The following is a 14,576-nucleotide window of genomic DNA, read 5'->3' as shown; positions in this document are numbered from 1 at the left end:
CTGCCCCCGCCGGTACGGACCTGCTCCGCGTTAGGGTCTCTGGGGTGAAGCGCATCCTCTCCGCCCCCGACATCGATTTCGCCGGCATCCGCACCGAACTCGGCGTGGACGAGGAATACGGTGACGACGCGCTCGCCGAGGCTCGCGCCGCGGTCGACCGCTTCGCCGGCACCCGCGAGGATCACACGCATCTCCCGTTCGTCACCATCGACCCGCCGTCGTCGAAAGACCTCGACCAGGCGGTGCGCATCACCGCCGACGGAGACGGGTTCGTCGTGGATTACGCGATCGCCGATGTCGCCGCCCTCGTCGTCCCCGAGGGTGCTCTCGACCAGGAGAGCCGACGGCGCGGGGCGACGGTGTACTTCCCGGACGGTTCGGTGCCCCTGCATCCCAGAGAACTGTCGGAAGGCGCGGGATCGCTTCTGCCCGAGCAAGTGCGACCGTGCGTACTGTGGACCATCGGAGTCGCCGGGGACGGTTCGGTGACCGACGTGCTGGTGCGGCGCAGCCGTATCCGGTCGGTCGCCCGCCTGGACTACGCCGGGGTCACCGCGGACGCCGTCGCCGGACGGCTGCACCCCTCGATCGCGGCACTGCCGGCCTTCGGCGAGCTGCGTCACGAGGTGGCACTCAACCGCGGTGCGGTCGAACTCGACCTCCCGGACCAGACCGTCACCCGCACCGCACGTGGGTGGCGCCTGGATCTCGAGCCGCACACCCCCGCCGACATGTGGAACTCACAGGTCTCGTTGCTTGCGGGTAGTTGCGCGGGAACGATCATGGCAGACGCCGGAGTCGGCCTGCTCCGCACGCTGCCGCCGGCCGACGACGATGCCGTCGAGGGCCTGCGGGCCACCGCCCGTGCACTCGGGGTTCCGTGGCCTGCGGGGTTCTCCGTCGGGCGATTCCTCGCCGGGCTGCCGGGCGACGAGCCCAGCACGCTCGCGCTGCAGTCGGCGGCGGGCGGGCTGATGCGCGGCGCCAACTACCTCGCGCTCGACGGAACCGGCACCGCGGCCGGTATCGACGACGACAGCAAGCGGCACGCCGCCATCGGCGGACTCTATGCCCACGTCACGGCGCCGCTGCGTCGGCTCGGCGACCGGTTCGCGACCGAGGCGTGTCTCGCGGTCACCGCCGGCACGCCGATTCCGGACTGGGTGCTGCGCGCACTCCCGACACTGCCGAAGATCCTCCGGTCGGCGGACTCTCTCGGTGCGACCGCAGACCGGGCGAGCATCGACCTCGCCGAAGCCGTGATCCTCCGAGACCGGATCGGCGAGCGTTTCGAGGCGGTGGTCATGGCGGCGGCCACCGAGCGCAGACCGGCACAGGTGTTCATCGCGGATCCCCCGGTCGTCGCACGGTGTGCGGGGGACCTCCGACCGGGGGACCGGATCGGCGTCGAACTGATGAAGGCCGACGAGGTCAGCCGATCGGTGGAGTTCCGGCCGGTGGCCTGATCACAGGTCCTTGGCGACCTTGCGGTAGGTGGCGATGGCGCGGTGACCGTCCGCCTCGAGCCGCGCATCGACCCGGCCGAGCACGAACATGTCGGCGCCGCCGAGCTTTCCGGTGGCGGCGACGTCGGCGATACGCCTCCGGTTGATCCGGGTGTCGTTGAAGTCGCCGAGGGCTGCTTGGATCCTCTTGGCCGCGGAACCGACCGCGCGGTACTTCTTCTTGCCGAGGGGTTCGGTCGCGTCGATGCTGTACCGCAGGCGCTTTGCGCGTTTGCGGATGGTGTGCAACTGCTCTTCCCACTCGTCGGAACCCTCGGCGAACGCTGCGAGCCGATCCTGTGCCTTGTGAATGTGCTTGCGGCTGCGCGCGATCGCCTTGTCGACGACGACCGTCGCCGGTACGTCGGCGTCGGGCCCGGGTGGCGGAGAAGCGATCAGACCGTCGACGGCGTCGAGCAGCGCGAAGTACCGCTTCGAGGTCATCGCCGCATGTGCGGCCCGCAGTGCTCGGTCGTGGGCGACGACCTCGGTGCCGGCGAGCTCGGCCAGCAGCTCCGCGGAGGCGTTCTCGCCGCGCAGCACTGCCTGGTTCATCTCCAGCTGGACCTCGGAATCGCGTGCATCGCCGAGGATCTGGGCGAGCAACTTGAGCTCCGCCGCGACGTGGGCGGTCCGCTCCGCGTCGAGGACGGTGGGGAACCCGGACAGGATGCTGCGCAGGCGACGGCAGGCGACCCGCATCTGGTGGACCGCGTCCGGGGCGTCGATCCGTACCAGGGGGTCGTAGGCGATCAACGAGTTGCGGTGCAGTGCGATGTCGGTGACGACGAGCTCGAGAGCCGTGGGCCGCTTGGACAACTTCGGCTCGTGGACCGTGGGGGTCGCGCCGATCGCGCGGGCGAGCTTCGACGCACTCGACGCCTCGCGGGCACCACCGGCGCGCAGGGCCTTGTCGGCGGCCTTCAGCAGCTTGCCGGTGCCTCCGGCGAGAAGTTCGAACTCCCACTCGGCCCACTGTCGGCAGTGTCCGCCGGGAAGCAGCGACTGCGCGGTGACGAGATCCTCGGCCAGTTCGGCGAGGGGTTCGTCGCCTGCGCCGAGCAGACGCGTGACGGTGCGCGTCGTCGAGATCACCGCGACCGGGATCAGCGGGCGCTCGCGGGTGAGTGCGAGCACCGGTGTGACCAGGGCGTCGGGAGCGTCACCGTCGGCCGGCGCCTCGTCGAAACCGACGTGCAACTCGCGGCGGGCGCCGGGAATGTCGGTGGGACGCTTGAGATGCCAGCCCTGATCGGTGCCGCCGGTCCGTCGGCGCATGGTGATCCGGTTGCCGGCGAGGTCGAGGTTCTCGGTGTCGAAGTAGGTGGCGTCGAGCGAGAACGTCTGCGGCTCCGACGCCGAGACGACGCCCGGCAGCGTCCGCAGGTCGGGGGCCACGTGACCGGCGTCCACGTCGAACTTCAGTTCCACCTCGAGCTGCTCGGATGCGGCCACCTGTTCCTCCTGGGTTCGACGCCTGTCCGTCGAGTCTAGTGAGCGTTGGTCGGTGCGGGTCGACACACCTGACGACCGAGCGGGGTGTCGCGGGTGCGTTCGCTATCCCGCGAAGCGGTCGGTCGCCTCGATGAGGTGGTGGCGGATACCCGGTTCGTAGGACGCGTGGCCGGCGTCGGCGACGATGTGCAACTCGGCCGACGGCCAAGCGCGGTGCAGGTCCCACGCGCTGCGGGTCGGACACACCACGTCGTAGCGTCCCTGCACGATCACGCCGGGGATGTGCGCGATCGCATCGATGTCGGCGAGCAGTTGCCCGTCGGTGAGGAAACCATGATGGACGAAGTAGTGGTTCTCGATGGTGGCGAACGCGAGGTCGAAGCGCTGGGCGTCGTCGGCGTCAGACTCGGAACCCGAACCCGCACCGGTGTTCTCGGCGGGCCGGGGGAGCAGGTAGCTGGTGGCCTGCTCCCACCCCGTCCATGCCCGCGCAGCAGCGCCGGCAACGGCGGGATCGTCCGAGGTGAGCAGGCGGTGATAGGCCTCGACGAGGTCGCCGTCGCGCTCGGCCTCCGGGATCGGTGCGAGATAGCCCTCCCACAGGTCCGGGTAGATGTGGGCGGCACCGCCGTTGTAGTACCAGTCGATCTCACTGCGTCGCAGCAGGAAGATGCCGCGCAGCACGAGTTCGGTGACCCGGTCGGGGTGTGACTGTGCGTACGCCAGGCCGAGGGTCGAACCCCAGGAGCCGCCGAAGACCTGCCACCGTTCGATGCCGAGATGAGTACGGAGACGTTCCATGTCGGCGATGAGGTGAGCGGTGGTGTTCACACTCAGGTCGGCGCCGTCGGCGATGTGCGGGCGGGACTGTCCGCACCCGCGCTGGTCGAACAGGACGATGCGGTACTTCGTCGGGTCGAAGAAGCGGCGTTGTGTCGGCGCCGTCCCGCCCCCGGGACCGCCGTGCACGAACACCGCCGGCTTGCCGTCGGGGTTGCCGGACGTCTCCCAGTAGATCTGTTGACCGTCACCGACGTCGAGATGACCCGAATCGTAGGGTTCGATCTCCGGGTAGAAGTTCCGCATGCAGGCCAGCGTAGGCGCTCCGAGGCCGGTGACCGAGGAGGCGGGCGGGTTCCCGACCCCCGCCCGATCACCGGCTCGGCGACCGTCGGATCAGTAGCTGTGTTCAGGCCCCGGGAAGACGCCGCGCCGCACCTCGTCGGCGTACTGTTCGGCCGCCGAACGCAATTCGGAACCGACGTCGGCAAAGCGCTTCACGAATTTCGCGGTCTTGCCGTGGGTGAGTCCGGCCATGTCCTGCCACACCAGCACCTGCGCGTCGGTCTCGTTGCCCGCGCCGATGCCGACCGTGGGGATCGTGAGCTTGCGCGTGATCTGACCGGCGAGGTCGGCGGGCACCATCTCCATGACGACGGAGAACGCCCCGGCCTCCTGGACGGCGATGGCGTCGGCGACGAGCTGGTCCGCCCCGTCTCCGCGACCCTGCACGCGGAAGCCGCCGAGGCCGTTGACGCTCTGCGGGGTGAACCCGATGTGTGCCATGACCGGGATGCCGGCCGCGGTCAGCGCCGCGATCTGGGGTGCGACTCGTTCGCCGCCCTCGAGCTTCACCGCGTGGGCGCCGGTTTCCTTGAAGATCCGGAAGGCGTTCTCCAGCGCATGCTGGGGTCCGATCTCGTAGCTGCCGAACGGCATGTCGGCGACGACGAGCGCGTGGGGTGCGCCGCGTACGACGGCGCGGATGAGCGGGATCATCTCGTCGAGGGTGACCGGGATGGTGGTGTCGTAGCCGAGGACCACATTGGCGGCGGAGTCGCCGACGAGGAGGACGGGGATCTCGGCGGCGTCGAAGATGCGGGCCGACGAGTAGTCGTAAGCGGTGAGCATCGACCACTTCTCGCCTTCGGACTTCATCTGGGCGAGGTGATGGACGCGGGTGACGCGGCGCTTGGCGGTCGGGGCGGAAGCGGGTGCACCATAAACCGAGGAATCGGACATCGTTGTCTCTTTTCTGCCTCGAGTCCCGGCTGGTCGGCAGAGCGACGCGGCGGGTACCCGGGTTGAACACGGACGTCAGCCATTGTTTCACCGCGCCACGACCTTGTGACCGGCCGCGGCTATGCAATTGATCACACGCGCGAGTTGGGCGCGGGCGGTCGGTGTGCGAGTGTGGACGGGCTCTCGCGGCGAATGGCACGGCCGGAAGGGTCTCCCACAGGATGGTCTTGTGTCCCAAATGTTGAGACAGCCTCGCCAAAACGCCTGCACAGCGAGTTGGACTCGCGCGTGTAACACGGATTTAACAGCGTACTTCTAAGGTCGGCGACCATGGATCGCCAAAAGGAATTCGTGCTGCGGACCCTCGAAGAGCGCGACATCCGTTTCGTTCGATTGTGGTTCACCGACGTCCTCGGCTATCTCAAGTCCGTCGCGATCGCCCCCGCTGAACTCGAAGGTGCCTTCGCCGAGGGCATCGGATTCGACGGCTCCGCCATCGAGGGGTTCTCGCGGGTGTCGGAGGCCGACACCGTCGCCAAGCCCGATCCGTCGACGTTCCAGGTGCTGCCCTGGACGACGTCAGCCGGCCGTCATCACTCGGCACGCATGTTCTGCGACATCGCGATGCCCGACGGCACCCCCAGCTGGGCCGACTCGCGACACGTGCTGCGTCGTCAGCTCAACAAGGCCGCCGACCTCGGTTTCAGCTGCTACGTCCACCCCGAGATCGAGTTCTTCCTCCTCAAGGAGGCCCCGCTCGACGGCTCGGTGCCGACGCCCGCCGACTCCGGCGGCTACTTCGATCAGGCCGTCCACGACGCCGCGCCGAACTTCCGTCGCCACGCCATCGAGGCGTTGGAGTCGATGGGCATCTCCGTGGAGTTCTCCCATCACGAGGGCGCTCCCGGGCAGCAGGAGATCGACCTGCGTTACGCCGATGCGCTGTCCATGGCCGACAACGTCATGACCTTCCGCTACCTCATCAAGGAGGTGGCGATCAACGAGGGCGTGTGGGCGACCTTCATGCCCAAGCCGTTCAGTGAGCACCCGGGGTCGGCGATGCACACGCACCTGAGCCTGTTCGAGGGTGACATCAACGCCTTCCACAATCCCGACGACCCGATGCAGCTGTCGGCCACGGGCAAGAAGTTCATCGCCGGCATCTTGCACCACGCGTCGGAGATCAGCGCTGTCACCAACCAGTGGGTCAACAGCTACAAGCGGCTCATCCACGGCGGCGAGGCCCCGACCGCGGCCACCTGGGGCGGCGCCAACCGTTCCGCGCTGATCCGGCTCCCGCTCTACACGCCGAACAAGGCGTCGTCGCGACGGGTGGAGGTCCGCAGCCCCGACTCGGCGTGCAACCCGTACCTCACCTTCGCCGTGCTGCTCGCCGCGGGACTCAAGGGCATCGCGGAGGATTACGAGCTGCCCGACGAGGCCGAGGACGACGTCTGGGCACTCACCTCGGCGGAGCGTCGGGCCATGGGCTACAAGGAGCTCCCGGGCAGCCTCGCCGACGCCCTGAAGGAGATGGAGACCTCGGAGCTGGTCGCGGAGGCGCTCGGCGAGCACGTGTTCGACTACTTCCTGCGCAACAAGTGGACCGAGTGGACGAACTATCGAAGTCTCGTCACCCCCTTCGAGTTGCAGAACTACCTGCCGCTGTAGCGCCCGCACCCTGCTCATCGGGGACCGCGGTGTCGTAATCGGCGGCTCCGGTCGCTACTTTTATGGTGTGACAACACGATCGGGACCCCCTGCGCGATCCGGACCCTCTGCGCGATCCGGCCGCAGCGCGGTCCCCAGTGCGGGTCGGCTGGGTCTCCTCGACGACTCCGCTCCACGGGATCTGGCGGAGCTGGGGTGGAACACGCCCGAGTCGGTCGACGTGTTGTGGGCGCTGTCGCGGTCCCCGGACGCCGACCTCGCGTTGCGAACGCTCGTCCGGTTGCGCGGGGCCGCGGGCGACGAGTGGTCGGACATCGACGCCGCGCTCCGCTCCGAACGTTCCTTCCGCGGCCGGTTGTTCGGGGTCATCGGGTCCTCGGACGCCCTCGCCGATCACCTCGTCGCCGAACCGTCCGGCTGGCGCCTGCTGCTCGCCGACGAGCTGCCCGACCGTGCGGAAGTCGACCGTCTCATGCTGGCCGCCGTCGAGGCCGAGGCCGTACCCGGCGAAGAGGAGAAGGGCAACCGGGTCTACCGCGCCAAGCTCACGGGCCCGAAGTCGGTGGTGGCGCTGCGTCTGGCGTATCGCAACCTCATCCTTCAGCTCGCCGCGCACGACGTCGCGTCGACCGTCGAGGACGAACCGGTCATGTGGCTGCCCGAGGTCGGGGCCTATCTGTCCGACCTGGCCGATGCCGCGCTCACGGCCGCACTCGCGGTCGCGTTCGCCGAGGTGTGCGGCGACGGCCCCGTCCCGGTACGGCTCGCGGTGGTGGCGATGGGCAAATGCGGTGCGCGGGAACTGAACTACGTCAGCGACGTCGACGTGATCTTCGTCAGTGATCCCGCCGACGGCACCGCGGCGCGTATCGCCGGCGAGATGATGAGGGTCGGCTCGCTCGCCTTCTTCGAGGTGGACGCCGCGCTGCGACCCGAGGGCAAGTCGGGTGCGCTGACCCGCACCCTCGAATCGCATGTCGCCTATTACGAGCGCTGGGCGAAGACGTGGGAGTTCCAGGCGCTGCTCAAGGCGCGGGCGATGACCGGCGACATGCAGCTCGCCGACGAGTACATCGCCGCGGTGAAGCCCATGGTCTGGAAGGCCGCCGAGCGGCCCGACTTCGTGCCCGAGGTCCAGAAGATGAGGCGCCGCGTCGAATCGCTGGTGCCCGAGGACGAGCGCGAACGTAATCTCAAACTGGGACAGGGGAGTCTGCGCGACGTCGAGTTCGCGGTGCAGTTGCTGCAGATGGTGCACGGCCGGGTCGACGAGGACCTGCGGGTGATGCCGACGGTCGATGCGCTGGCCGCGCTCACCGCGGGCGGTTACGTCGGTCGCGACGACGGGGCCAATCTCAGTGCGTCGTACCAGTTCCTGCGCCTGCTCGAGCATCGTCTCCAGATGCAACGGATGTCGCGCACCCACCTGCTCCCGCAACCCGACGACCACGAGGGGTTGCGCTGGCTCGCCCGCGCCGCGCACATCCGGCGTGAGGGTGAACTCGACGCCACCGGGGTGTTGCGTGAGCAGATCAAACACCAGAGTCTGCGGGTGCGCCGGCTCCACCAGAAGCTCTTCTACCGTCCGCTTCTCGAAGCGGTCACCCGGTTCAAGACCGATGAGCTGACCCTGACCGACACCTCGGCCGAAAGACGTCTCGCCGCACTCGGTTACGCGAAACCCGATCGCGCGCTGAGCCACATCCGCGCGCTGTCGAATGCGCCCGGGCGCCGCGGGCAGATCCAGCTCCTCATCCTGCCGCAGCTCCTCGAACACATCGGGGACACGCCGGATCCCGATGCGGGACTGCTGAACTACCGCCGGTTGTGCGACGTCATGGAGGACACCGACTGGTTCCTGCGTCTGCTGCGCGACGACGGTGTGGTGGCCGCGCGGCTGATGAAGGTGCTGGGCACCTCCGAGTACATCGCGAACATGTTGATGCGCTCGCCCGAGGTGATCCACCAGTATTCCGACGGGCCCGACGGTCCCAAGTTGTGCAATGTCCGGCCCGAGGACGTCGCGAAAGGACTGATCGCGTCGACGGTCCGCCAGACGGACATGAAACGCGCTGTGGCGGTGGCGCGTTCGCATCGCCGCGCGGAGCTCGTCCGCATCGCCTCGGCGGACGTGCTCGGACTGCTCGATGTCCCGGCGGTGTGCAAGGCCCTGTCGAGCGTGTGGGCCGCGGTGCTGAACGCGGCGCTGACGGTCGCGATCAACGTCTCCGAACGCGACCGGGGCAGCCGGGCCCCGGCGCGCATCGCGGTGATCGGGATGGGGCGTCTCGGTGGCGGCGAGCTCGGCTACGGCTCGGACGCCGACGTCATGTTCGTGTGTCAGCCCAATCGCGAAGCGGAGGAGTCCGAGGCCCTCAAGTGGGCCCAGACCATCGCCGAGAACGTGCGATCGATGCTCGGGAGTCCCAGCGCGGATCCCCCGCTGGAGGTCGACACCGGTCTGCGTCCCGAAGGCCGGAACGGCCCCATCGTGCGCACCCTCGCGTCGTATGCGGCCTATTACGCGCAGTGGGCGCAACCCTGGGAAGTCCAGGCGCTGCTGCGTGCGCACCAGGTCGCGGGGGACGAGCCCCTCGGCATCGACTTCCTGCACATGATCGACCACGTGCGGTATCCGGCGGGCGGTGTCAGCAACGAGGCCGTCAAGGAGATCCGGCGGATCAAGGCGCGCGTGGACGCCGAGCGGTTGCCCCGCGGCGCCGATCCGGCGACCCACACCAAACTGGGCCGCGGCGGACTCGCCGACATCGAGTGGACGGTGCAGCTGCTGCAACTCAGGTACGCACACCGGTATCGGAGCCTGCACAACACGTCGACGCTCGAGGCGTTGGACGCGATCGGTGCAGCAGAGCTGTTGTCCGAGAATGATGTGACCCTGTTGAAGAACGCCTGGACGACCGCCACCAAGGCGCGCAACGCCCTGGTCCTCGTGCGCGGCAAGCCGATCGACCAATTGCCCGGACCGGGCACCCAGCTGCGTCAGATCGCGTTCGCCGCGGGCTGGCCGGAAGACCAGGCCCAGGAGTTCCTCGAGAACTACCTCAGGGTCACCCGCCGCGCAAAGGCTGTGGTACTCAAAGTCTTCGGCTCCTGACCCCGCCCGGGGGTGAGCGTGGGGCACGTGGCGGGCGCAAGCGGTTCGGGGCACCGGGTGACCGGTACGACGGGGCAGCGGGGCAAACGGGGGAGAGATGACGAGATTCTTGTGGGCGGCCGCCTACGTCCTGGGGTGGGCCATGCTCGCCGGTGTGCTGCTGGGGGTGTGGTTGCACTACTACCCCTCCCGGGGCGACGCGGCCCTGTATCTGACGAGTGCCGTGCAGTTCGCACTGGTCCCTGCCGCGCTCGCGATCGTCGTCTTCGCGGTCTTGCGGCGTTGGTTCATGCTGGCCGCGGCGATCATCGCCGCCGGTGCTCTCACCTACACGCAGGTGCCGCTCGTCATCAGCGCGGACGCGCCAGCGGGTGAGCGTTTCACGGTGGTCTCGGCCAACCTGCTCTTCGGCGGCGCCGACATCGCGGCGCTCGAGAAGATCGTCGCCGACGCCGATCCCGACCTGGTCTCCTTGCAAGAGGTGACCCCGGAGGCGCTGGACAAGGTGCGGCGCAGCGGGATCGGCCGATCGCTGCCCCATGAGTTCGCCATCCCGTACACCTATGCCGCCGGCACCGCGATGTTCGGCAGGCAACCGCTGCGCGACCGCTACAACATCCCCGGCACGGTGCTCCACAACCTGCAGGCTCGCACCGACCTCCCAGGAGCCGCGGACACCCAGGTGCTCGCCGTACACCCGGCCGCGCCGCTGTGGGGTGACAAGGACGGCTATTTCGCGGACATGGACACCCTCGGTGCCCATTTCGAGCAGTTGCCGCAGGGGCGGGTCATCGCGATCGGTGACTACAACTCGACCTGGAATCACGCGGAGTACCGGGATCTCCTCACCAACGGGCTCGTCGACGGCACCGACGTCGCCGGCGCGGGTTTTCTGCCGAGCTATCCGACCGACTCACGGCTGGGCAATCGTCCCCTCGTCGCGATCGACCGGGTGATCCTGCGCGGATTCGTGTCCACGACGATGGACACCCACCACCTGCCGGGTTCCGATCATCGGGCACTGGTGGTAACACTGGTGGCATCATGAGCGCCGATCCCCAGAACGCCCCATCACCTGAAGCCCCCGAGCGGCCCAGCATCTCCGCTCGACTCCGGTCGGCGACCGCGGCGGCGCACGAGCGCGCAGAACACGCGCCCTTCATCGACGACCTCATGTCGGGGCGCCTCGACACCTTCGAGTACCAGCGGCTCGCGGTGCAGCTCTACTTCGTCTACGAGGCCCTGGAGAATGTCGGCGCGCACCTCGCGGGCGACCCCGTCGCCGACGCGGTCCTCGACGAGAAGTTGTTGCGTGTTCCGAGACTCGGCGCCGACCTCGCCTCGTTCGGCATCGATCCACGGTCGGCGACACCGCTGCCCGCCGTGGCGCGCTATGTCGCGGCCATCGAATCGACGCGCACCGATCCGGCGCGGTTCGTCGCGCACCACTACACGAGGTATCTCGGCGATCTCAGCGGCGGGCAGGTCGTCGCGCACCGCATGCGAGAGCACTACGGCGTCGAGAGCACCGGGCTGAGCTTCTACTCCTTCGACGGCATCGACAAGCTCAAGCGGTACAAGGACGCCTACCGATCGCGCGTGGACGAATTACCGCTCGACGACGAGGCCGTCGAGCGCATGATCGACGAGGCGGTCGCTGCTTTCGACCACAACCAGGCGGTCTTCGAAGACCTCGACGGCGCGCGAGCGGCCTGAGTCCGGGGGGGCTCGCGCCCCGGGTGTCTAGTTGACCTGAAGCTTGACGGTGCGGTCCAGGATGACCTCCGCGAGGTCGTCCCGGCCCTTCACGAGCTCGATCCGCAACTGATTGTCGTCGAGGCGGGTCGTGGTGCGGACGACGCGCGGAGTGCCCTCGAGGCTGATGCGATCACCCGGTACGAGGTCTTCCACATACACATCTCTGGTCATGCGTCCAAACTACGGTCGAACCTTGTGAGTCGGCAGAGCAACAAGTCCGTAAAGTGATATGGATCACATGTGAGTGTGTTCACTTCGGGTTCGTCGGACGTCCGCCCGAGGAACCTTGACACCGCACCCATCGGGGATGGCATGTAGTCAGGTGACCAGACGGAACGATCGCTCAGTGATCGTTTCCTCCCTACCGGAAGGTGCCCGATGTCCGATGCCGCCGTTCCCGATCTCACCGAACTCCTGGCCGACTCGCCCACCAACTGGGGGAAGTGGGGACCGGATGACGAGGTGGGGAGTCTCAACTATCTCACCGCGGAGCAAGTGCTCGCCGGTGCCGCACAGATCAAAAAGGGGAAGGTGTTCACCCTTCAGCGCCTGATCGGCGATCCGAAGGGCGACCCGGTGTGGCCCGGTCGTAACCCGGCGGTTCGGGAGATGACGCTCGACGAGTCCCACTGGGACGAGGGAAACAACGGTCCCGCGTTCCCGGGCGGAATGCACTGCGCCGACGACACACTCACCGCATCGCTGCAGGGGTCCACGCAATACGACGCGCTCGGACATGTCTGGTACGACGGCAAGATCTGGAACGGGTTCGACGCGCGGACCACGATCGGCGGATTGTCCAAGGCGAGCGTCGCCCCGATCGCCGAACGGGGCGACGCCGGGCGCGCCGTGCTCCTCGACATCGCCCGCCACCGCGGCAAGGAGTACCTCGAACCCTACGAGACCTTCACCCATGAGGACCTGGTCGCCTGCGCCGAGGCACAGGGCACGCCGATCCGACCCCGCGACATCCTGGTCGTCCGCACCAACCATCTACAACTGTTCTTCGAGAAGGGCGACAAGTTCTACTCCGACTTCTGCGAAGCGGGCCTGGTGTACTCGCCGGAGCTCGTCTCGTGGTTCCAGGAGATGGAGATTCCCAATCTGGTGACCGACACGATCGCCAACGAAGTCACCATGGACCCGCACAACGGTGCCGCGCTGGTGCTCCACTCCGCCCTCATGCGCAACCTCGGGGTCGCCTTCACCGAGATCTGCGACCTGGAGAAGCTCGCCACTGACTGCGCCGATGACGGCACCTACAGCTTCTTCTATGTCGCCGCGCCACTGAAGATCAGCGAGGCCACCGGTTCTCCCGTCAATCCGGTCGCGATCAAGTGAGCGCCTGGTCTCGCTCCCCGGCCCGACGCCCAGGGCGACGTCGACACTGCTGAACGCGACGACGCCCCGTCCGCGAACGGACGGGGCGTCGTCGTGTGACAGCCGAGATCAGCAGTCGTAGTACAGCGAGAACTCGTACGGGTGCGGACGGATCTGCACCGGCTCGATCTCGTTCTCGCGCTTGAGCGCGATCCAGGTCTCGATGAGGTCCTCGGTGAACACACCACCGGCGGTGAGGTAGTCGTGATCCTCTTCGAGGCGGTCGATGACCGCGGCCAGCGAGGTCGGAGCCTGCGGGATGCTCTTGGCCTCCTCCGGCGGGAGCTCGTAGAGGTCCTTGTCGACCGGCTCGTGCGGCTCGATCTTGTTCTTGATGCCGTCCAGGCCGGCCATCATCATCGCCGCGAACGCCAGGTACGGGTTGCCCGAGCTGTCCGGGCAACGGAACTCGAGGCGCTTGGCCTTCGGGTTGTTGCCGGTGATCGGGATACGCACACAGGCCGAACGGTTGCGCTGGCTGTAGACCAGGTTGATCGGGGCCTCGTAACCCGGGACCAGACGCTTGTAGGAGTTCACCGTCGGGTTGGTGAACGCCAGCAGCGACGGAGCGTGGTGCAGGATGCCGCCGATGTAGTAGCGCGCCAGATCCGACAGGCCCGCGTAGCCGGCCTCGTCGTGGAACAGCGGCTTGCCGTCCTTCCACAGCGACTGGTGGGCGTGCATGCCCGAGCCGTTGTCGCCGAACAGGGGCTTCGGCATGAAGGTGACGGACTTGTTGTTCTGCCACGCGGTGTTCTTGATGATGTACTTGAACAGCTGCACGTCATCGGCCGCGTGGAGCAGCGTGTTGAACTTGTAGTTGATCTCCGCCTGGCCCGCGGTGCCGACCTCGTGGTGGCCACGCTCGAGCTCGAAGCCCGAGTTGGTCAGGTTGGTCGACATCTCGTCGCGCAGGTCGACGTAGTGGTCGTACGGCGCGACCGGGAAGTAGCCGCCCTTGGGGCGGACCTTGTAGCCCAGGTTGGGGCTGCCGTCGGGATCGCTGGGCGATGCGGTGTTCCACCAGCCGGACTCGGACTCGACCTCGTAGAAGGTGCCGTTCATCTCCGAGCCGAAGGACACCGAGTCGAAGATGTAGAACTCGGCCTCGGCGCCGAAGAAGCAGGTGTCGGCGACGCCGGTCGACGCGAGGTAGTCCTCGGCCTTGCGGGCGACGTTGCGCGGGTCGCGACTGTAGGCCTCGCGGGTGAACGGGTCATGGACGAAGAAGCTGACGTTCATCGTCTTCGCCTTGCGGAACGGGTCGATCCGCGCGGTGGCGGGGTCGGGCAGCAGCATCATGTCCGACTCGTTGATCGACTGGAAGCCACGCACCGACGAGCCGTCGAATGCCAGCCCGTCCTCGAACACGTCCTCGTCGAATGCCGAGGCCGGGATCGAGAAGTGCTGCATGACACCGGGCAGGTCGCAGAATCGGATGTCGACGTACTCGACACCTTCCTTCTTGATGCCCTCGAGTAGTTCTTCTTTACTGCTGTACACCGTGCGGTGACTCCTTCGTGATCGGTGGTCCGTGTATGGGGACACGCCACATCCGCCACTGAGAAACAGCAGCGGATCTCAGCGGCAACCGTATGGAGGCGAAGTTGCCCATGCGTCAAGTCCGTGTTTCCCCCGTGTTACACGCGCAGTGGTGTTCGCTACACGGC

The 14,576-nt window shown here is 67.6% G+C and carries 11 protein-coding genes; 6 read left to right on the top strand and 5 right to left on the bottom strand.

The features are described from left to right. Window positions 1–44 precede the first annotated feature (44 nt). Entirely contained in the window at window positions 45–1,466 is a 1,422-nt protein-coding gene (locus MAY35_RS05520; RefSeq protein ID WP_238419851.1) for an RNB domain-containing ribonuclease, read from the top strand. On the opposite strand, the gene MAY35_RS05515 is transcribed toward MAY35_RS05520, so the two are convergent. The 3 genes from MAY35_RS05515 to panB all read right to left on the bottom strand — a co-directional run bounded on the left by MAY35_RS05515 (window position 1,467) and on the right by panB (window position 4,982). Then, window positions 1,467–2,960 carry a CYTH and CHAD domain-containing protein gene (locus tag MAY35_RS05515; protein ID WP_238419850.1) on the bottom strand — a complete coding sequence of 498 codons (1,494 nt, stop codon included), beginning with the start codon at window positions 2,958–2,960 and terminating at the stop codon, window positions 1,467–1,469. Between the two features lie 102 nt (window positions 2,961–3,062). Further along, entirely contained in the window at window positions 3,063–4,046 is a 984-nt protein-coding gene (gene pip, locus MAY35_RS05510) for a prolyl aminopeptidase (protein WP_238419849.1), read from the bottom strand. A gap of 90 nt (window positions 4,047–4,136) precedes the next feature. Continuing rightward, window positions 4,137–4,982, bottom strand: a complete 846-nt coding sequence (gene panB / locus MAY35_RS05505; protein WP_238419847.1) for a 3-methyl-2-oxobutanoate hydroxymethyltransferase — start codon at window positions 4,980–4,982, stop codon at window positions 4,137–4,139. A 330-nt stretch (window positions 4,983–5,312) separates the two neighbouring features. On the opposite strand from panB, the gene glnA (MAY35_RS05500) reads away from it, so the two are divergent. The 4 genes from glnA (MAY35_RS05500) (at window position 5,313) to MAY35_RS05485 (ending at window position 11,484) form a co-directional block, all read left to right on the top strand. Beyond that, entirely contained in the window at window positions 5,313–6,653 is a 1,341-nt protein-coding gene (glnA, locus tag MAY35_RS05500; RefSeq protein WP_238419846.1) for a type I glutamate--ammonia ligase, read from the top strand. Window positions 6,654–6,720: 67 nt separating this feature from the next. Next, window positions 6,721–9,768 carry a bifunctional [glutamine synthetase] adenylyltransferase/[glutamine synthetase]-adenylyl-L-tyrosine phosphorylase gene (locus MAY35_RS05495; protein ID WP_238419845.1) on the top strand — a complete coding sequence of 1,016 codons (3,048 nt, stop codon included), beginning with the start codon at window positions 6,721–6,723 and terminating at the stop codon, window positions 9,766–9,768. 97 nt (window positions 9,769–9,865) lie between these two features. Further along, entirely contained in the window at window positions 9,866–10,816 is a 951-nt protein-coding gene (locus MAY35_RS05490; protein WP_238419844.1) for an endonuclease/exonuclease/phosphatase family protein, read from the top strand. Continuing rightward, entirely contained in the window at window positions 10,813–11,484 is a 672-nt protein-coding gene (locus tag MAY35_RS05485; protein ID WP_238419843.1) for a heme oxygenase (biliverdin-producing), read from the top strand. The genes MAY35_RS05490 and MAY35_RS05485 overlap by 4 nt, the downstream gene beginning before the upstream one ends. A gap of 27 nt (window positions 11,485–11,511) precedes the next feature. On the opposite strand, the gene MAY35_RS05480 is transcribed toward MAY35_RS05485, so the two are convergent. Continuing rightward, window positions 11,512–11,697: a hypothetical protein gene (locus tag MAY35_RS05480; RefSeq protein WP_238419842.1), complete on the bottom strand. Its 186-nt coding sequence runs from the start codon at window positions 11,695–11,697 to the stop codon at window positions 11,512–11,514. Window positions 11,698–11,904: 207 nt separating this feature from the next. Between MAY35_RS05480 and MAY35_RS05475 the strand changes: the two genes are divergently transcribed. Next, window positions 11,905–12,867 carry a cyclase family protein gene (locus MAY35_RS05475; RefSeq protein WP_238419841.1) on the top strand — a complete coding sequence of 321 codons (963 nt, stop codon included), beginning with the start codon at window positions 11,905–11,907 and terminating at the stop codon, window positions 12,865–12,867. Window positions 12,868–12,975: 108 nt separating this feature from the next. Here the strand turns inward: MAY35_RS05475 and glnA (MAY35_RS05470) are convergent, their stop codons facing one another. After that, on the bottom strand, window positions 12,976–14,409 hold the full coding sequence (gene glnA, locus MAY35_RS05470; protein WP_238419840.1) for a type I glutamate--ammonia ligase: 1,434 nt from the start codon (window positions 14,407–14,409) through the stop codon (window positions 12,976–12,978). Window positions 14,410–14,576: the final 167 nt, after the last annotated feature.

The organism is Gordonia sp. 'Campus', assembly GCF_022206305.1.
Classification (GTDB): Bacteria; Actinomycetota; Actinomycetes; order Mycobacteriales; family Mycobacteriaceae; genus Gordonia.
Note: the sequence above shows the minus strand (reverse complement) of the source record. Positions and strands in the feature narration are given on the sequence as shown.